The organism is Adonisia turfae CCMR0081 (genome assembly GCF_011009555.1).
In the GTDB taxonomy this organism is placed as follows: domain Bacteria; phylum Cyanobacteriota; class Cyanobacteriia; order Phormidesmidales; family Phormidesmidaceae; genus Leptothoe; species Leptothoe turfae.
The window spans coordinates 234,979-253,881 of record NZ_QXHD01000004.1 but is presented as its reverse complement, the minus strand read 5'-3'; the positions used below and the strand labels follow the sequence as shown (position 1 = coordinate 253,881).

Here is an 18,903-nt window from a genome sequence, read left to right as displayed (position 1 = left end):
TGCGGATAACCCGATTTAAACTAGACCTTGTCTCTAGTTAGGACACTAGTACTCTGTGGCGTAAGTTTGCCCACTATCCAATGTGGATGAGTCGATGGGTGGATGGGGGGATGAAATCGCTGCCAAATGTCTGCCATCGGGTACTAGTTTGTCTGTGGGAAAAACCAAGGGTTTTAACCTGAATGTAGGTTAGCGCCCCTAACCAGTGTTTTGACATAGCTTTGGGGTAATTGATTCCGTAAAGACTACGGACAGGTTTACCCATAGCAAATCGTTAATCCCGTAATCTTGCCCAGGGAACTTAACCTAACTAACCCATATGGTGGAAGCAAGTACAAACGCTAATGCAGAAAAGATTTGGGATTGGGTGTTTGGCTTACAAAAGAGAAAATTGATTTGGAGCTCAAGCTTATATGATGATTCGCTGTTCTGCCTTCCTGGCGCTTGCGATCGCAGCAGGTACAGTCGCAGTACTGGCCCCCAAAGCTTCTGCCGAAGACTTTGAAGTACCATTTGAGGGCACCATCACCAACATTTGCGAATTTACTGTGGATAGCCCGGGCTCATTAGAGCGTGATTCTTCTAGTGGCTATATGCTAGTAGGAGAGTCTGCCCAGGTGACTGCCAACTGTAGCTCTCCCGCCAATGTTATGGTGACCAGTGTGAACCAAGTTGAGGGAACTACCCCATTCCCCTTCGCGATTGCTGATTTAATTCCCACTAATGGTGGTCCTAGCCAGAATATTAGTGTGGCCGCTGGTGGTGAAAGTTTTGGGATAGAAATGCATGCCGACAGTGGCAATACCCCTATTGAAAATGGTAATTACCTTTTCAATGTGCTGCTAACGGCAACGCCTAACTAAACGACAGTTTTTAGGGGTAGCTCAACACCAGAACAATTAGAGCTATTCCCTATATATTCAATATCAAATCCTGGTTGATGGCGTCTGGTATCCCAGGGCTGGCGCAAGGTGCCCCTACCAAGGCACAGCCCCTACCAAGGCGCACCTCTAAGGAGGGTGTCCATGGTGAATCGGGGTTACTGAATTTGGATTTGGTAGACGCATTGATTGATCATCAAACTATTGCCTGAATTATGAAACGTTATTTTGTCGCCTGTTCTGTTTTGATGCTTGGGGCCATGGTCTGTTGGACCCCCAAAGCCTTTGCCGATGATAGTCTAGATGTGCCTTTTGATGGGGTGGTTTATGAGCAGTGTCTTTTAAGCCTGGTCAGCAGCGGTCAGATTGAAGCGGATGGTGGGGGTTCCATGGGCTATCGGTTCTTCGCTGATGAGGGTTATGGCACTCCAGCCCAGATCACAGCTGACTGCAATGGCCCCGCCGTAGTGACAGCAGCTCCTCCAATGCAGACTGCTGGGCCAGCCTTGAGTATCACTGGTTTTCAGGAGAGCTTTATGGCTCCAGTCGGTACTCCCCTGGGAGGTGACACTGTATTTATTTCCCCAGGGCTGACCCAACTAAATGTTGGCATGGCTTACGATAACCAATCTCCCATCCCTAGCGGTAACTATGGGTTTAGTGTCACGGTTACAGCTACGCCCAACTAGAAACTTAAAATCCTAAATAACAACATAGGACAAGGTGCAAAAAACAGTGTTTTCTCGGATAGGTGGAGACGCTGTTTTTGGGTTATTAAAAATGGCATTAGCGAGAAATCCCTGCATGATGCTGAGTCAAATCAAAACTGACCTGCAACGATGACACATAAACTTGCCTGGGCATCTTAGGGCTATGTTGCTAAGTCTTGTTCTCTAGAACTTATCCTAGAATGTCACGACCCAGAATGTCATTACCGTTTCATGGGGCCAGTCGCTGGTGCGGTTGGGCGGTTGGCCTAGCTTGCTTAGTTACGAGTCCTGTAGCCTTTGCCCAAATGGGGCTGTCACCGTTGGTCATCGAAACAGAGGCCCAACGAGGCCGAGCCCAGGGGGTATTGCGCGTTAACAATAATGGGGGTGAAGCTATGCGGGTGCGGGTTTATGCTGAGCCTTTTACCTATGAACGGGATAATGGGTTTATGCTGCTGGAAAATTCACCAGAGGATCTCACCCCCTACTTGCAGTTTTCGCCACGTGAATTGGTGATTCCAGCCCAAAGTGAGCGTAGGGTTAGGTTAATTAGCATATTTCCCCCCAATCTACCGGAGGGAGAATATCGGGCCGTGATTTTTACTGAACCCTTGGATGCAACACGTCAGGTGGGCAGTAACGTCGGTATTGTTACCCGTGTGGGGGCAACTATTTATGTGCGTCAAGGAAAAGTAACTGCTAGTCTGGCTGTCACCGGTGCCCAGTGGGATGTGGAGCAACAGTACGTCGAATTACTGGTGGCCAACAGTGGCTCAGGTTCCGCTCGACCTAAGGCCCAGTGGACGATTCAGCGGGTTGGTGAGACAGTGACTAGCGGCGAAACGATTTCGACTAGTGTGATGGCGGGTGGAGATCGCAATCTGCATCTTATCCCTGATCGCCCTCTCACCCCAGGGACCTATGAAATTACGGGGGAACTGAGCTGGCGCGATGGTGAAACAGAATTAACTCAACCGTTTTCTGTCTCACTCAACGTTTCCTGACAACACAAATTGTATTTACGAAATCCTGGACACCTGCCCCCGATATCGCAGGGCAATGATAAGGATTGCCCCTACGAAAGTGTTCATGTTTAATCGGGTTGATTAAATTCGGACGCGGTTTTATCTGGTTCACATTCTCTGGTTTAAATTCTCTCGTTCGTACCATTCACATCACTATTCACACCATTATGGACACTGTGTTGTTGCGTATGCTGCCATCAGTTTTGGTGGGGGGACTGGTGGCTTTTGGTTCAGCCCCGGCACACGCTCAAATCATCAATAGCCACCTAGTCGATCTATCCCCCTTAGACATTGTTGATGCTGGCCAAACCACATTAGAAGCCATCGATCCGGCTATTTTGAATCTTCAGGTGAGCGAGCCATTTGCCATTATGGCCACACCCCCCACACCTGCTGGATTTACTGATCCAGTGGGCACCCAGCATACTGGCTATGTGAGCCATAATGGCAACGAAGTGGTCCATGGTCACCCACTACTAATCAGGGAAACCGGCAGCGTTGATCTTGGTGTCCGGATGCGGGTGGAACGTCCCCAAGCCTATCCACCAGGGCGTTATACCTATACTGTGCGACTCACCGTGACTCCTTTGTAAACAACCATGGCCCTGGTAAGTTGGCGATGCAGTCTACACCTGTTTGTCACCCTTTGGTGGCTGTTGTTGTTGACCACTGTCGCTCTGGCTGAGAGTTTACCCCTGCCAGGGGGGAGAGCCTATGGGGAGTCAGAGGAATTATCTGACCTAAATAAAGACTCTCCTCACCCCAGAGAACTCTTTTCTTCTGAGCCAGTTTCTGAAACTACAGATTCTCTCCAGCCTAATGCACTAGTTCCTGCTGAGTCTATTGCTGAAAAAGGTTCAGATGCAGCTGTGGTGGATATTGAAGATGATGTTGAGCCTGGGGAGAATAATGCTCCTACCCTTGATCCTAATACTTCTACACCTGACTTTGTTGTATTTCCAGTGGGGGTGAGCCTGGGGAATCGCAATGTTTTGCCCACTACCTTGGTTAAGGGGAATGAAAATGGTGAGCGCCCCATTGACTTTGAACAGTGGCAACTGTCCTTTGATGATGTGGTGCAGGTGCTCAATGTGCAGGTCACTGTTTGGGATGATGGCGAGCTGGAGTTGCGATCGCCAGCTGCGGTTACCCGTATTCATCCCAATGAATTTACCATCGATCCAAACCTGGGGCGGGTGCTCTCCATTGCTGAGATAGAGGCCTATTTGGGCATCTCCGCCACCTTTGACATGGCCGATTATGTGATTCGGTTTGCCCCACCGGAGCAACGGTCGCAACAGCAACAAACCGTTGTCGCCCCTATTGTCACCGATGGACTACCTGAGTTGAACTCAAATCGGTTTAGCCTCAGTGGCATTGGCCAACAAACCACCCTGTCGGGACGTACCGCTAGTGGTGATCGGTCCGGTTCCACTAACTGGCGGGGACGATTCAATGCGGTGGGAACAGCCTTTGGGGGGGCGTGGTATGCCGAAATCGATCAACCCAGTCTAGATGACCAATCGAGCTGGTATCTAAATGAACTACAGTACTTGCACTATGGTGACCATAGCGACTATACCCTGGGGTCCCAGCCCACTTTTTGGCAAAGTCAAGGTGGTGACTATTGGGGGGCGACCCTGGTGCAACGCTGGGGATTTGAACCCCCTGCCCAGCGCGGCAGTGGTGGTTTTAACCCACGTCGGCGTCTCCAGGCCACTAACCTGGATCGTACGGTTAGTGGTGAAGCCGAGCCTGGTACCTTGGTACAGCTGGCCCGTAACAACCAAGTTATCGATGAAGTTCTGGTGGATTCCTCTGGTCTATATCGGTTTACCGATGTAGCTACCACAGGCTTTGGCCGTTATCGGGTATTGCTCTTTCCCGATGGCCAGCTGGCAGCCAGCCCGGATGAATATGATGCCACCTTTTCAAGTTTGCCAGGGCAGTTACCGATGGGGGCATCGGCCCTAGTGCTATCGGCTGGATTTAATCGACAGAGGAATAACCAGGAGGAACCCCAATTTTGGGGCGATTTCCATAATTTTCGAGGTGGTATTGGCTATCGGACTGGTGTGAGTGAATCCCTTACCCTCGGGGCTGGTGTTATCCAGGATAGTTCCCTGACATTGCTTAGTGAAGTCTTTTACAGTCCCAGTAATATTCCCCTTAAGGCGGCGATGTCGGTGATGCTAACGCCTGGAGATAGTGATGTCGATGTCAATGCTGACATGCGCTGGCAACCAACGGATGACCTGGCTATTGATTTTAACAGCGATCGCTTTTCCCAACGCCTGCGAGCCGATTGGCAGCTATTACCCAGCATCGCCCTGACAGCCTCAGGGAATACCAGGGACGATGCCCTGGCTGTAGGGACCCGAGTCAATCTAACTCGGGGCAAATTTTATCTATTTGGCCTGGCCAATGTTGATACTAATGGCAATCTCCGCTGGCATACCAATGCCCGCTACGGTTCCCTGGGGCTGCGTCATCGTGGCGATGAAATTACCACCCAGTCCCAGCTCATTTACAATTTATCGGGAAACCCTGCCAATAGTCTGGGGCATTCCTTAAATATTGGCTATGAGACCCGCAACCTGAATGATTTTAGTCAACTGGCAATGGCTAGTTGGCGATATCAATCGAGCGATCGCAACATTGACGGTCGTTCCCTATGGGATATCGAACTGGGCTATGGTATCGGCACAGCCGGTAGTGGCCCCTTCGCCAATTTTGCCACCGGTATTCTGCCTGGGTTAGACCTGCGTGCCCGCTATCAAGAGGTATCCGCTTTTTCCGACCAGAGCACCTTTCGCCTGGAGCTATCCCCCCGTCTCAATCTTCAGCAGGGTTTAAATTTTGGCAACCGACGTCAGGACTGGTTGCGAACTCAGGGGGGGTTGATGATTCAACCTTTTCTGGATGACAACAACAATGGCCAACAGGATCCAGGAGAATCCACATATCTAGAAGATCTAGACCTGCTGATTACCATCAACCACGAATCTTTAGATCGCTATCAGCCCCATCGTCAGAAAAACTATGCCACAGTCGTCCTAGCGCCAGGGGTCTATCGCATCGATTTAGACCCGGCTGGATTTCCACTTGATCGTCAGGCCGTTTCTCGGGCGTTTGCTGCCGATATTGCCCCTGGTGAGTACACGCACCTCTCGATTCCCCTGGGACTGTCTTTTAGTATTTCAGGGGTGGTATTAGACGCCGATGGTAATGCCATGGCAGGACAGAACGTTCAGGCAATCCATACCAGCTCCGATTCTCGTCACCTGTCTGTCACCAATGGTGCTGGTGTCTTTTATCTGGAAGGTATGCCCCAAGGAGACTATCGTTTTGAAATTGGTGAGCGGTCTGTTGCCGATACGATCCTCAATTTCAATGACAGTACTGAGCCTTTTCAGGAAATCAACTTTAAAGTGAGGCCTGATGCCATTGAAACTCAGCGCCCTAGACTTGATATCGGCTCGCTAACTCGCTAATCCTGATTTATGAGTTTGGTGGAATAACATTTTACGTATTCCAGTACAGCAAACTATGGCCAGTAGTCAATCAGACTCGAACGGTTGAAACCATTGTTGCTTCAGACCCCAGTCCAAAACTAAACGGATACACATAAATAGACCAAAGCTTTCGACAATGGGTACTGCCAGGGGTAAGGCACCCGATAAAGCAAGGTCTGGAGGCGTGATGCTTTCTAGTTGCCCCAGGCTGCGGGTGAGGGCAAAGGCACCCACGGCACCACTTCGCAGGTGAGGGTTGGAGTCGTTACGGACGATGTAGCGGTAAGTGACCCCAAATAGAAATGCACAGACGGTGGCTACAGCAACCCGTAGTATGCCGGTAGTCAAAGCGCTGGCACTAAGCAGATGAGGGTGTAACGCGATCAACATAGCACTCACACCAGTACCTGTTAGCGCAGCCAAACCTCCAGCTTTGATTGATTCAACACGTTCTTGGTCCATAGCATTAGCTGTCTGTTCTGCGTCAATTTTGCCATCACCCAAAAATCGGGCATTGATCTACCGTATGATAGAAATAGCCGATTGAGCGGCGCTTTTAGTTTAGTCAACAACGCAAGTTAGGCGATATGGATATTTTGACACTCGGTTGGGTTGGATTACTTGCTTTCTTCAGCTTCTCCATCTCGATGGTAATTTGGGGTCGCAACGGTTTCTAAGGGATTAGCTATATTTCGATGACAGGTGCATTAGAAGCTCAAGCGTACGGTGTTCTAGCTAGTTTGGCAGCGCTACTTTTGCTGTTTGTGACTGGCGGTGTAATTTATTTAACTGCCATAGAGTGGCAAGATAAACGCAAGCGCTCTCAGGAAGCGTTGGATAATCGCGTACCTGTGCGCAACAAGCGTAAGCGCTCTCAAGAGGCATCCGATAGTCGTACTCCTGCACGTAATAAGCGTAAGGGTAAGAAATAGTTTGATATCGGCGCGACAGCTAGCCTTCACAGTACTCAGAGACATAGACAAAGGTGCATTTGCCGATGTTGCCCTGGAGCGCAATATCGGCAAATTTGCGTTGATGCCCGCCGATAGACGTTTGGCGACAGAATTAATCTATGGCACCGTACGCCGCCAACGCACCCTGGATGCGCTGATTGATCAACTGGGTAAGCGGCGAGCTGATCAGCAGCCTGCCGATTTACGTCGTATTCTGCACGTTGGATTCTATCAGCTACGTTATCTGGATCATGTGCCCAATCATGCTGTTGTAGATACAACAGTTCAGCTGGCCAAACAGCAGCGTCTCGGCAAACTCAGCGGTGTGGTGAATGGCATGTTGCGGCAATATATCCGCCTGCAAGAAGCGAAGGGTGATCCGCTACAGTTGCCCACCGATGAGATCGCAGCCCTCGGTGTTTTGCATAGTTATCCCGATTGGATTATCCAAGCCTGGCAGCAGCTAGTGCCTGCTGCAGATGTGGCCAGGCTTTGTGAATGGTTCAATCAAGCCCCTAAGATTGACCTGCGGGTGAATCGATTGCGTACAACGGTTGATCAGGTATCCACTGCACTGACAGATCACGGGCTAACGGTGGTACCCCATGGCGGCATTCCAGATGCCCTCAGGATTGTGGGTCCCATGGGAAATGTGCGCCAGCTGCCAGGCTATGAAGCAGGTTGGTGGATGGTGCAGGATAGCAGCGCCCAGCTAGTTAGCTACTTGGTGGATCCCCAGCCTGGTGAAACGGTGATTGATGCCTGTGGAGCACCGGGGGGAAAAACGACGCATCTGGCAGAAATGATGGAGGATCGGGGACGGGTGTTAGGTTGCGATCGCACCTCTTCTCGCCTTAATAAGATCCGTCAGAATGCCAAGCGACTTCAGCTCAACAGCATCGAAACGGTGATGGGAGATAGTCGCGAGCATCCCGAGTTTAAGGGAATTGCCGACCGAGTATTGTTAGATGTGCCCTGTTCTGGTTTGGGAACACTGCATCGCCACGCCGATGCCCGCTGGCGGCAGACGCCCAACTCCATTGCCGGTCTCACCACCCTACAACGAGAATTACTTGAGGCCGCAGTGGATTGGGTGAAGCCAGATGGTGTGCTGGTTTATTCCACCTGTACTCTCCATCCCGATGAAAATCAAAACTTGATTCAGGCCTTTCTCTCCGATCACCCTGATTGGCAGATTGATCCCCCTGAAGACGATTCTCCTGTAGCACCCTTTGTTACAAACCAGGGGTGGGCCATGGTATGGCCCCACAAACAGGATATGGACGGTTTCTTCATGGTGAGAATGCGACGAATCGTGTAAGGGCATTATTGTTTGAACGGATCATAGTCTGCCAACAACCGCTCTAATTTTGCTTCATCAATGCGACTGAGCATACGCTTGGCTTCTTCCTGATCGCGAATTGTTTTAGATAAACTGACTGTAGAACCAACAGAGAAGAGTAAACCCATACCCAAGTACCCTTTTAACCAGACATCAGCTGGTAAATAGATGATGCCGATAGCAGTGGCTGAGATTGAAACAACAAAGGATAACCAGGTTTGAGCAATCCAGGCAGTGGTATGACTGTTGGGAGTATTGAACTTTTTAGTTGTCGTCATTGGTTTCTCTTCGGAAAAAACGTTTGCCATAGTGCTAGTTTCTCCAAAGGAAAGATGAAGGTGCCATGAGACGTACTCAATGACGTCAAGAGATCTCAACTGTTGCCAACATCATCGAAGTTCTCCGAAGTTGATCGCATTTCTGATGGATATAGCCGGATGTCATTTCTTGTTTAAATGACATCCGGCTGCAACTGACTGTGCAACAACTTTTTGCTTGCCAAAGTTTGCTAGGTCTAGTTTCTGGCTACTCCAGCATCGCGAGCGGCTTGTTGCACGGCAGCTGCGACTGCAGTCGCTACCCGATGATCAAACACTGAGGGGACAATGTGGTCAGGACGTAGCTCGTTGTCGGGAATCAGCGTTGAGATCGCATGGGCTGCATGCAAAAACATGCTGGTGGTAATCGCTTCAGCACGACAGTCAATGGCCCCCCGCAGCAGGCCAGGAAATGCCAGCACATTATTAATCTGGTTAGGGTAATCGCTACGTCCCGTAGCCATGACAGCCACGATGCCGTCTAATAATTCAGGCTGAATTTCGGGTACCGGATTGGCCATGGCAAAAACGATGGGATCTTTGGCCATGGATTTCACCATGTCTACGGTGACGACACCAGGAGCGCTTACCCCCATAAATACATCTGCGCCTACCATGGCATCGGCGAGGGTGCCGCCTTGGTCCACGACAAATTCTTGTTTGCGGCTGTTGAGATCGGTGCGATCGCGACTGATAATTCCCTTTGAATCACACACCGTAATGTGATTAACTCCTGCTTTCTTGAATAGCCGTGCCATGGCCAGGCCTGCGGCACCTGCACCATTGATGACAAGTTTAATTTCTGCCATTTGTGGTTCTTTGCCCACGACCTTGAGAGCATTTACCAAAGCGGCCAGACTGACAATGGCTGTCCCATGCTGGTCGTCATGAAAAATAGGAATATCCAGTTCCTTCTGAAGACGGGCTTCAATTTCAAAACAACGGGGGGCACTGATATCTTCTAAATTGACGCCACCAAATACTGGCGCAATTCGTTTCACTGTCTCCACAATTTCATCGGTGTCCTGGGTATTGAGGCAAATGGGAAAGCCATCTAAACCTGCAAACTCCTTAAACAGCATCGCTTTCCCTTCCATCACTGGCAAAGCACCCTCGGGTCCCAAATTGCCCAGTCCTAAGACGGCACTGCCATCGGTGACAATTGCCACTGTATTGGATTTAATGGTCAGGTCATACACCCGTTCCGGATGCCGCGCAATTTCAGAACACACCCGTCCTACACCGGGGGTATAGGCCATGGCTAAATCTTCTTGACTGCGCACAGGGGCCTTGCATTCCATGTGGATTTTGCCGCCTTCGTGCAGCTTAAAGGTGCGATCGTGCACCTTTACCACTTCGATCTGCTCTAGGGCATATATTGCATTGACAATTTCCTCGGCATGTTCAGCACTAGCAGCATCCACACTGACATCGCGGGTAACGTTTTCTCGACATCGTTCCACCACATCAATGTCACCCAGGCTTCCGCCAGCATCGGCGATTGCCTGGGTCACCTTAGCCAACATGCCTGCTTGGTTGGGCACATGCATGCGGATGGTTAAACTATAGCTAGGGTTCGGTGTCAAGCTGACCATTTTCTAAAAACCTCGGATGATAGGGAGCGGGTATGTAGTAAAAAAATGTTAAGCCTTGATGGTCCCATCTCGCGACCCCTGAAACCAACCATATAAAAAGGCGGTCACAAAATAATTTCTTTTCCTACGGCGCTCTGTGCCTTTCTGTAGGAGAGTGTCATGGAATGCTCCTACAAAATCTCCCCATTGCCCACTCCCCATTGCCCACTCCCCATTGCCTTCGCACTATGCCAAGTCTCTACGCTGAAATTGAAATTAATGCCACCGCTGCTGCAGTCTGGGATGCCTTGGTTCGTAAGGAAGACTGGCGTTATTGGAATACGTTTCTCTACGATTGTGATCCGCGCTCAAACTTTATGCTAGGTCGCGAAGTATTTCTGGCGATGCAGCGCATTGAAGGCGATGCTGATACGGAATTTCAGCCCGTGGTAACCACCTTACGACCAGGTAACTGTCTAAGGTGGGTTTCGAAAATTCCAGGGTTAAAAACAGAGCATTCCTTTGAAATGCAAGAAGTAACCCCTGGGCGGACGCGCTATTTGCATCGTGATATTTTTGTCGGTCCCCTATCGGGCATCTTTCTACCGTTTATTCGAGAGGATGAGCGGGATGGACTGCGACGCATGGCTTACCAGCTGAAGCGCTATGTGGAAAGTGGCGGCAAGCCTCAGCGAGATCCCTATGGCAACCCCTATGGCAGAAACTATCGCGATCCCTATGGTGATCGTGGTTATGGTCGTGGCTATGATGATGTGGGCTATGGCAACCAGGAGGGCAGGGGCTACCAGGACAGGGGCTATGACGATCGTGGCTACGGTCGTGGCGGCTATGATGACCAACGCTACGGTAACCAGGGTGGTAGAGGCGGTTATCCAGACCAGGGTTATCCAGAGCGAGGCTATTCGGATCAGGGCTCAGGCCGTGATTATCCCCAGCGTGGCTATGATGATCGGCAATATCGCGGTCAGGGCTATGACAATCAGGGGGATCGTGGCCAAGGCTATGATGACCGGGGCTATCGTGGTCGAGGGTCTGATGAGCGGAGGAGCGATCGCAACTACCCAGACCGTGACTATCGTGACGATCAAGACTACCGCGATGATGGTTGGTAATCGTTTGGATGCTGTGACGACCTATGCAGAAACAGCACCCAACGCATAGAGTGCTGTTTTTTCTGCTGTTGATAACCCTGTGGCGTTGGTTAGATTCATCCCTTCATAGGGGCCAGGCAACTGTAGAGTGCCAATACACTGCCATGATTGGGTGTCCCATAGTTTAATGGTGTCTCCTTCTCCACCACTGGCAAGTATCTGACCATTCGGGCTCAAGGCTAGAGCCCAAAGAATATGGTTATGGGCCTGTATGGTGTGCTGACATTGGCCGCTTTCCACATCCCAAATTTTGAGATTGCCATTAAATTCGCCACTCACATACTGAGAACTATCTAATAGAAATAAGCCTGTCAAAACAGCATTAGCAAAGCCTGTCAACGTTTTGAGACACTCACCAGTTTGAACATTCCAAATCCTGACCGTCGTATCAGAACTAGTGCTAGCTAATAAACGGTCATCAGAACTGAATACAACTGAATGCACATGATCAGAATGATCTAATGTCTGCAAACAATCACCTGTTTCAGGGTTCCACAGTCTAACAGAACAGTCAAAGCTGCCTGTTGCCATATATCTGCCATTATGAGAGAACGCCACCGACCAAATAGTCTCCTTGTGTCCTAGAAATGTTCTCACATAGTTGTTATTGTCTTCATTACTGGCTATATTCCACAGTTTGCAAGTCTGATCGCTGCCAGTACTGCATAAAAAGTTACTATTTGGATGGAATTTAACTGACCGTATAAGACCGGTATGGCCAGTTAAATGCTGGGAACAGCTTTCTTTATCTAAACGCCAAACTTTAACAACAGGTTGCTCTCCCCCAACACTGGCAAGGTAGTTACCATCTGAGCTAAAGCTAAGGTTAAAAACCGAACTTTGATGCAGAAGGGTAGATCGACATTGCTGCTGGGTTATATCCCAAAGGCGAATCTTGCCATCGTGACTGCCACTAGCTAATGTTTTGCCATCTGGGGAAAAGTCAAGGGCCCATACTGTATTGGTGTATCCCGAGAGAGTTTTGATACAACATCCATACTGATATTCCCATATGCGGATAGTACGGTCTTGGCCTCCGCTATAAAGGAAGGTGCTATCTCTAGAAAATGCAAGCGACCACACCCAACTATTATGTCCTTGAAGAGACCGTTCGCATGTGTAAGATTTCAGATCCCAAAGCTTAATTAAACCGCTGTAATCACCGCTGACAAAATTGTTTCCATCAGGGCTAACTTTCACGCACCAAACAGCATGTTGATGCCCTGACAACACCTTGAGACAGTCTCCTGTGGCAGCATCCCATACGCGAACACTATGGTCATTACTGCTACTGACTAGCAAATGGTCATCCGGACCAAAGTCTACGCTCCAGACACCTTGAGTATGACCTACCAGAGTGTTAATGCATTGACCTGTTTCCCAATTCCAAAGCTTAACAGTATTGTCAAAACTCGCACTTGCTAAGATTGGCTTTGTCTTTGCAAACACGATTGCCCTAATGGCACCGTTGTGTCCTTTCAAGGTTCTCACACATCGCCCACTCGTGATATCCCACAGTTTAATGCGCTTATCAATACCAGCGCTTGCAATTTGCGTGCCATCTGGTGAAAAGGCAACGGACATCACCGTTTGATGATGTCCTTGAAAGGTTTGGATACACTGATAGTTAGTTGTCTGCCAAAGTTTAAGTGTGGCATCACCGCTACCACTGAGTAAGTATTTCCCATCGGGAGAGAACTCGACCGAAAAGACACCTTCCGGGTGACCGTTAATGGTTTCTAAATGGTTATATGTTTCCAGGTCCCAAATGAGAATATGTCCTTGCAAATCACCAATTGCTAGCAGGGTATTATCTGGATTGACTGCCAGAGCGATAACGGCACCGAAATCATGGTTAAATTGACAATTCTGAAAATTTGCTTGAGCAAAGCTGGTTTCTCGCAAACTAATTTCTTTTAGATTTGCTTGCCAAATAGCTAAATTAGAAAAATCGTAGCCTGTTAAATCGACATCAAGTTGTCGGCACAGGTTAATAAAGTTGCCAACACCATAGCCTGCGACCACCTGTCTGAGATTCGTCAAAATAGATATCATATATTGACTTACCATGTGTGGCTGGATCAGTAGTGCTTGCAACCGTTTGGTGATGGGGGCAAGAATCATCCGTCGCTGGCTGTCACGCACATAATCTCTATTCGTTGTTTTCAATAAGGCATGGGTATGAAAGAGATGTGGAGATGCCGTTGCGAGCGTCAGATTTTCCGGCTGGCTCAGAATCGTTAGCTCTTCATAAATAGTTTGAATCAACCGCTCAGTAACATGCTCCATAATGACCGGTTGCTGAGTATATTGACCTCCTTTTACTTCGATCAGTGACCGCCAGCTCAGAGATTCTAAGGCATCAAACACATCTGCCCGTGAAATTACAGGCCAGATATCATCCAATAGTTCAGATGTTGTTGTCCATTCTCGATTGATGGCCAGCCAGTACAAAATGCTTTGTTCAAGCGGAGACAGTCGCTCAAATTGTTGGTTGAGCAGTCTACGGAAATCATTAAAGACAGGGGCATTTTCCCGTAAAAAGAGATCAATATCCCCATCAAAGATTGACTGAATTGAGGTGCCTACAATTTTAATGGCGAGGGGATTATTTCCATAGCGTTGACAAAACTGTTGGATTGTTTCGGGGGTACCCAGCAACCCTTTTGCTTCGACAATGGCTTGCGCTGCTTCTGCTGATCCACCTAGCTGAAATGAGCGGGTTAATAGCTGATTACTCTCTAAAACGCCAATTTCGCTGGGCTTTTCTCGGCTAGTGATCATTAAGCAGCTACGGTGAGTGGTTTCTCCAAATCGACGTAGCAGATCGCCATAGTCTTCATACCCAGTACGGTATTGACCTGATTGCCCACTTTCTAGCAATGTTTCTACATTATCTAAAATAATCAAACAGCGTCGACTCCGTAGCCAATGGAAGAGTCGTTCTGTAGTGGGTGCCATATCCTGTTGCTGTGATACGAAAGGCACCATCTCCTTAAGTAGGTGTTTAAGGGAAGGGGCATTGCGTACAGAGCGCCAGATAACAACATCAAAATCTGAGGAAACGGTCTGTGCTAGTTTTGCGGCCAGACTGGTTTTACCAATGCCGCCTAAACCTAAAATCGCTACCAGACGGCATTTATCTGTGAGAATAGCGTTCTTTAATTTGGCTAGTTCGTCATTGCGTCCATGGAAAAAAGTGGTGTCGATGGCTTCTTCCCAATCCTGCTGTGGTGTATCTGTGGTGGGCTCAGATGCAGGAGGTTGTTCTGGTGGGATAATGTCAGAAGACAATAGAGCAGCTTCAGATGGCAGGGCTGATGATGTTTCTAAGTCGGTCTCGGATGTAGTATCATCAGCGATGTCGGTGATTGTTCGCCACTCTAGGCTTAAGCGATCGCAAATTTCCACAAACGTCGCAAAGTCAACGGGCTTGCCATTAAGAAACCGACTGACGGTCGATAGAGCCATTCCCAGGTCCTCAGCTAGGGAGCGCTGACTGCGAAAACCACACCGTTTTAGTGAGCTTTTAACGGTTTGAGTCGACTGACTATGGACCTTTAGAGAGCGAGACATAACCAATAGGGCTCCACATGCTTATGACTATATCAACTAGCTGAAAGTATTTTACTGACAGTACTCATCTATCAATTGCATAATGTGCATTCATATTATTAATAACGTAAGTACCATGAAGCCAAACGGAGCATGAGCTCGGCTGAAGCATAAATAAATAAAAGTTGCGAGATGTCGACGTTCCAAATGTGGCACGTCACTTTCCAAATTTGGAAAAAAGTCGGTCAAAAGTCCTAAGAACTCGGTCAAGATCTCAGTTGGTGTTTGGTTTAGATAGGCATAGACAAACTGATTGGAGTCTGTGTCATGTTTTCAACTACCCAAAAAAACAATTGTAAATCTGGTGCTACGGGACAAATTGCACCCAAAGTGCGCCTAAAAGCAACATGGGTTGTGGAAAATAATCGCCTTGTTTGTAAATGGCTAGCAGCATAACAACAATCTCCAGAACGCTTCTGGTGGTTTGTTGTTCATGTTCAAAGAGTCTCTTTGTCGAGAGCCGTCTAGATTTTAAAAAAAGGAGAATACTATGGAACTTCCAGCTTCAGGATACGCTTGGACCAGCCTTGAACCTAAAGTAGATGAATTTATCAAAGAGTTAATGCAAGCAGAAAAACTGCCTGGCATGACTGTGGCCGTCACAAAAAACGGTCGGCTAATTGTAGCTAAAGGCTATGGCTGGGCTAACGCCGAAACAAAACAGACCATGGAGCCCTTTATGAGCAGCCGTATTGGTAGTGTGACCAAGGCCGTTGTAACAGGACCTGCTGGCTGGCAGCTGATGCGAGCAAAGGGCATTAATCCTCAGCAACAAAAGCTGTATGGCCCGAGTGGTTTATTTAAGAATCGCTTTGCGGAAGACATTGCACTCAGTCCTACTCCGAACAAAAACTGGTACTACCAAATCACCCTGCAACACCTGTTGGATCATGCAGCTGGTTTTTACGGCAGCGGTAGCCTCAATGGTGCAGCCGCTATGTTCAACATCAAAGATAAAGCATTGGTGACCTATGAACACATTCATAAGCACTTTCTCAGAACCCAGCAATTGATCTTTCAGCCCGGTACAAATTCTGAGTATGCTAACCACAGCCTGGGAATATGGACGTTGGTCATTGAAGCACTTTCTGGCAAGTCCTATCGCGACTATGCTGTGAACACGTACTTGCGATCGCTCGGCCTCCACGAGGCGGTACTGCCCGAAAGCACCAAACTTGGTAACCGTCAGGCTCGCAGCCATGTTTATAACGATCAAGGGACACCGGTTCCTATTAAACCCAAGAATTCGGGAACAGGGTTGGCAGCAGGTGGCTTCCGCGCATCGGCTCAGGATCTGACGTATATTACGGCTGATTTGGAGAATACGTATACTGGGCCAGAGCTGGAAAAAATGGCCTGGAATAGCAATGACCGTGGCAAACTTGCCCATGGTGGTCTAATTCACGATAGCGGTACGGCATACGTTGCCATGTTCCCGGACGGTTATACCTCATTGAACGGCGTTGATCTGAGCCGTATCCATGTTGCTGTAGCCACCAATATCAATATGAAGGAGATTACCCCCCTCAGGAAGCTGGTTGATCAAATTGTGCTGGCGGTGCCTGCAGCTAACGTTCCAGCGCATTACGACATCACGCAGTTTCTGCGACAGGATACTGATATGGGCGGTGACTTTAAGGAGGCCAGCCTGGATGGATCGATCGCAGTCTTCTCAAACTCGGAAGGTAAATTACAACTGATCCCGTATCGGGTGAACGATTTGGGGACACTGACCCGTGGTGAAGTTGTTACAGCTGGAGCGGCTAGCCAGGTGAATCTGGTGCACCCGGACTACAGTAGTGCAGATGCAGTCACTGCTTTTCGAGATGCGAATGATAACCTGAAGCTGATTGCCTGGGAGATTTCGAGTAGCGGTCAGGTGACACGTCGAGATGATGCCGTTGCTGGCCCCGTTAAGAGAATTGCCTTAACGCCTTTTCCCGATGGCAAAGGGGTGATTACGCTAACCCGAGGCATGAAGAATGACTTAAAACTGGTGGCCTGGGAAGTGACTCCCTCCTTGAATATTATCCGTCGAGGTGACATTGATGCTGGTCCAGTCCAGGATATTGCGGTGGCCACAACCCGTGCCGATTTTGCTGGGGTGGTGAGTGCTACAACCGGGAGCGATCGCAAACTCAAGCTCATTGCCTGGTCCTTTAACTCAGCTGCCAAAACGTTCTCTCGTCGAGGTGATGCTGAGGCCGGTTCTATCAAGGGAGAGCTGAACATTGTGAGAGCCCAGCTTGCGGGCAACGACATTGTGGTAACTGCCTTTAGCAATGAAGATGCCAATCTGAAACTGATCACCTGGCAGGTGCAGGCCAACGGCCAGATTCAGCGTAAGGCTTCGACCACAGCAGGCTTTGCCAGCATTGTGGACCTCACGGCGGCACCGGGGGGCAAGGTCATTGCCTCGGTCAAAGATAGTGAAGGTATTCTGCGCATGATCGCCTATCAAGTGCAGAGCAACGGTCAAATCGCGCGTGTGGGCACTGATATTGCGGGGCAGGTCAGTCGAATTGCATCATCTGCTATTCGTCGTGATGGCAAGGAGTTTCTGTTAACGGCTGTGCGAGACACAGAGAAGAAACTTCGTATGATCTCTTGGCAGCTGGATTAACTGATTATATCCATATCTAATCAGCCAGGGCAGCAGTAAGTTTGTCCTGGCTCATGGTCTTTAAAGTAGGGGTTTGTATTGAGCGGTCATCTAGCGAATTCATAGCTGTTCTGTTGATGTCACTATGACAGTCCATAGCATTGGTGAATGATTTGGGCCAGGTCACAGATACGATTCAGGAGAGCCTTGAAACCCATCAACGGTGGATGGATGAGCAGACACCGTTAAAGCTGGTCGTCAAACAGTAGCTTTAACGATTGCCTTATGTCTCTTTAGTGCTTTTTAGACTCGGCACAATGGTCTAATGACAACTGTGAGTTGCATAATTAAAAACAGCGTTATCCAGTGAATTGATAGCTCAGACAGAACTTTTGTTAAGCAATGGCAGATTTCTACAAAGAGGACCTTTCCTATATCCATGATGCAGGCTACAGTGACTATGCCCTCAATGCATCTACCGGTATCCTCACTACTTTGAGCCAAAACAATATTCAAAATGGTTTGATTGTTGATTTAGGCTGTGGTAGTGGCATATCAACACTAGAATTCATCAAGGCAAGATATCAAGTCCTAGGTGTTGATATTTCTGAGGCAATGATTGCCTCAGCCAGAACCCGAGTTCCAAGTGCAGATTTTCGAGTTGCATCGCTATTCCAAATTGAGATTCCAACATGCAAGGTGGTCACTGCCATTGGTGAATGTCTCAACTACTTGTTTGATCCAGATAACAATGAGCAGTTGTTAGTCCAACTGTTCAAGCGTATCTATCAAGCCCTTGAACCAGGTGGTGTTTTTATCTTTGATATTGCAGAACCTGGACAGATAGACAAAAACGACGAGCAACATTTTACCGAAGGTAACAACTGGCTTGTGCTGGTGGAGAAAGAAGAAAATGCAGAGAAATCAATCTTGACCCGCCGCATCATTACCCTGCGAAAAGTGGATGAGCACTATCGACGGGATGATGAAGTTCATCGTTTGCAACTATACCGGTCAACAGATATTGCCCATAAGTTGCGACGGATTGGTTTTAAAGTTCAAACTATGCGTTCCTATGGCCGTTATCAACTCCCTAAAGCTCATGCTGCCTTTATTGCCTTTAAACCATCAGCATCCGACTAAATTGACAGGTGATTGATAAGAAAGCTCTGAGAACGCTTTATTCGTTATGCAAAA

At 48.6% G+C, this 18,903-nt stretch carries 17 protein-coding genes; 12 read left to right on the top strand and 5 right to left on the bottom strand.

All coding sequences use genetic code 11. The features are described 5' to 3' along the window. Positions 1-45: 45 nt before the first annotated feature. Positions 46-168: a hypothetical protein gene (locus DXZ20_RS38165; protein ID WP_284681663.1), complete on the bottom strand. Its 123-nt coding sequence runs from the start codon at positions 166-168 to the stop codon at positions 46-48. A gap of 245 nt (positions 169-413) precedes the next feature. Between DXZ20_RS38165 and DXZ20_RS05330 the strand changes: the two genes are divergently transcribed. The 6 genes from DXZ20_RS05330 to DXZ20_RS05305 all read left to right on the top strand — a co-directional run bounded on the left by DXZ20_RS05330 (position 414) and on the right by DXZ20_RS05305 (position 6,110). Beyond that, positions 414-863 carry a hypothetical protein gene (locus DXZ20_RS05330; RefSeq protein ID WP_163662226.1) on the top strand — a complete coding sequence of 150 codons (450 nt, stop codon included), beginning with the start codon at positions 414-416 and terminating at the stop codon, positions 861-863. Positions 864-940: 77 nt separating this feature from the next. Continuing rightward, complete coding sequence (locus DXZ20_RS05325) at positions 941-1,093, top strand: hypothetical protein (RefSeq protein WP_163662224.1); 153 nt, start codon at positions 941-943, stop codon at positions 1,091-1,093. Between the two features lie 3 nt (positions 1,094-1,096). Beyond that, a complete protein-coding gene (locus tag DXZ20_RS05320) occupies positions 1,097-1,570 on the top strand; it encodes a hypothetical protein (protein WP_163662222.1) in 474 nt (157 codons plus the stop codon). A gap of 236 nt (positions 1,571-1,806) precedes the next feature. Continuing rightward, complete coding sequence (locus tag DXZ20_RS05315) at positions 1,807-2,595, top strand: fimbrial biogenesis chaperone (protein ID WP_163662221.1); 789 nt, start codon at positions 1,807-1,809, stop codon at positions 2,593-2,595. Between the two features lie 188 nt (positions 2,596-2,783). Beyond that, complete coding sequence (locus DXZ20_RS05310; protein WP_163662219.1) at positions 2,784-3,209, top strand: hypothetical protein; 426 nt, start codon at positions 2,784-2,786, stop codon at positions 3,207-3,209. Positions 3,210-3,215: 6 nt separating this feature from the next. Then, positions 3,216-6,110: a carboxypeptidase-like regulatory domain-containing protein gene (locus DXZ20_RS05305; protein ID WP_163696869.1), complete on the top strand. Its 2,895-nt coding sequence runs from the start codon at positions 3,216-3,218 to the stop codon at positions 6,108-6,110. Between the two features lie 66 nt (positions 6,111-6,176). Here DXZ20_RS05305 and DXZ20_RS05300 read toward each other — a convergent pair whose 3' ends face one another. Then, complete coding sequence (locus DXZ20_RS05300; RefSeq protein WP_163662215.1) at positions 6,177-6,593, bottom strand: hypothetical protein; 417 nt, start codon at positions 6,591-6,593, stop codon at positions 6,177-6,179. Positions 6,594-6,718: 125 nt separating this feature from the next. On the opposite strand from DXZ20_RS05300, the gene petN reads away from it, so the two are divergent. From petN to DXZ20_RS05285, 3 genes are read left to right on the top strand one after another with little or no spacing between them, the layout of a single operon-like run. Continuing rightward, positions 6,719-6,808 carry a cytochrome b6-f complex subunit PetN gene (gene petN, locus DXZ20_RS38685; protein ID WP_006516091.1) on the top strand — a complete coding sequence of 30 codons (90 nt, stop codon included), beginning with the start codon at positions 6,719-6,721 and terminating at the stop codon, positions 6,806-6,808. Between the two features lie 18 nt (positions 6,809-6,826). After that, positions 6,827-7,063: a hypothetical protein gene (locus tag DXZ20_RS05290; protein ID WP_163661770.1), complete on the top strand. Its 237-nt coding sequence runs from the start codon at positions 6,827-6,829 to the stop codon at positions 7,061-7,063. A gap of 1 nt (position 7,064) precedes the next feature. After that, complete coding sequence (locus DXZ20_RS05285) at positions 7,065-8,405, top strand: 16S rRNA (cytosine(967)-C(5))-methyltransferase (protein WP_163696867.1); 1,341 nt, start codon at positions 7,065-7,067, stop codon at positions 8,403-8,405. 5 nt (positions 8,406-8,410) lie between these two features. On the opposite strand, the gene DXZ20_RS05280 is transcribed toward DXZ20_RS05285, so the two are convergent. Continuing rightward, positions 8,411-8,704: a YiaA/YiaB family inner membrane protein gene (locus tag DXZ20_RS05280; protein WP_163662211.1), complete on the bottom strand. Its 294-nt coding sequence runs from the start codon at positions 8,702-8,704 to the stop codon at positions 8,411-8,413. A gap of 236 nt (positions 8,705-8,940) precedes the next feature. Beyond that, complete coding sequence (locus DXZ20_RS05275) at positions 8,941-10,338, bottom strand: NAD-dependent malic enzyme (RefSeq protein WP_163662209.1); 1,398 nt, start codon at positions 10,336-10,338, stop codon at positions 8,941-8,943. A gap of 227 nt (positions 10,339-10,565) precedes the next feature. Between DXZ20_RS05275 and DXZ20_RS38440 the strand changes: the two genes are divergently transcribed. Beyond that, a complete protein-coding gene (locus DXZ20_RS38440) occupies positions 10,566-11,450 on the top strand; it encodes an SRPBCC domain-containing protein (protein WP_348918543.1) in 885 nt (294 codons plus the stop codon). A gap of 21 nt (positions 11,451-11,471) precedes the next feature. Here DXZ20_RS38440 and DXZ20_RS05265 read toward each other — a convergent pair whose 3' ends face one another. Further along, positions 11,472-15,065, bottom strand: coding sequence for an NB-ARC domain-containing protein (locus DXZ20_RS05265; protein ID WP_163696866.1), 3,594 nt, complete (start codon positions 15,063-15,065; stop codon positions 11,472-11,474). A 529-nt stretch (positions 15,066-15,594) separates the two neighbouring features. On the opposite strand from DXZ20_RS05265, the gene DXZ20_RS05260 reads away from it, so the two are divergent. Beyond that, complete coding sequence (locus tag DXZ20_RS05260; RefSeq protein ID WP_163696864.1) at positions 15,595-17,727, top strand: serine hydrolase domain-containing protein; 2,133 nt, start codon at positions 15,595-15,597, stop codon at positions 17,725-17,727. Between the two features lie 381 nt (positions 17,728-18,108). Then, the gene (locus DXZ20_RS05255; RefSeq protein WP_163696862.1) at positions 18,109-18,849 is read left to right on the top strand and encodes a class I SAM-dependent methyltransferase; all 741 of its coding nucleotides are present in this window, start codon (positions 18,109-18,111) and stop codon (positions 18,847-18,849) included. Positions 18,850-18,903 lie beyond the last annotated feature (54 nt).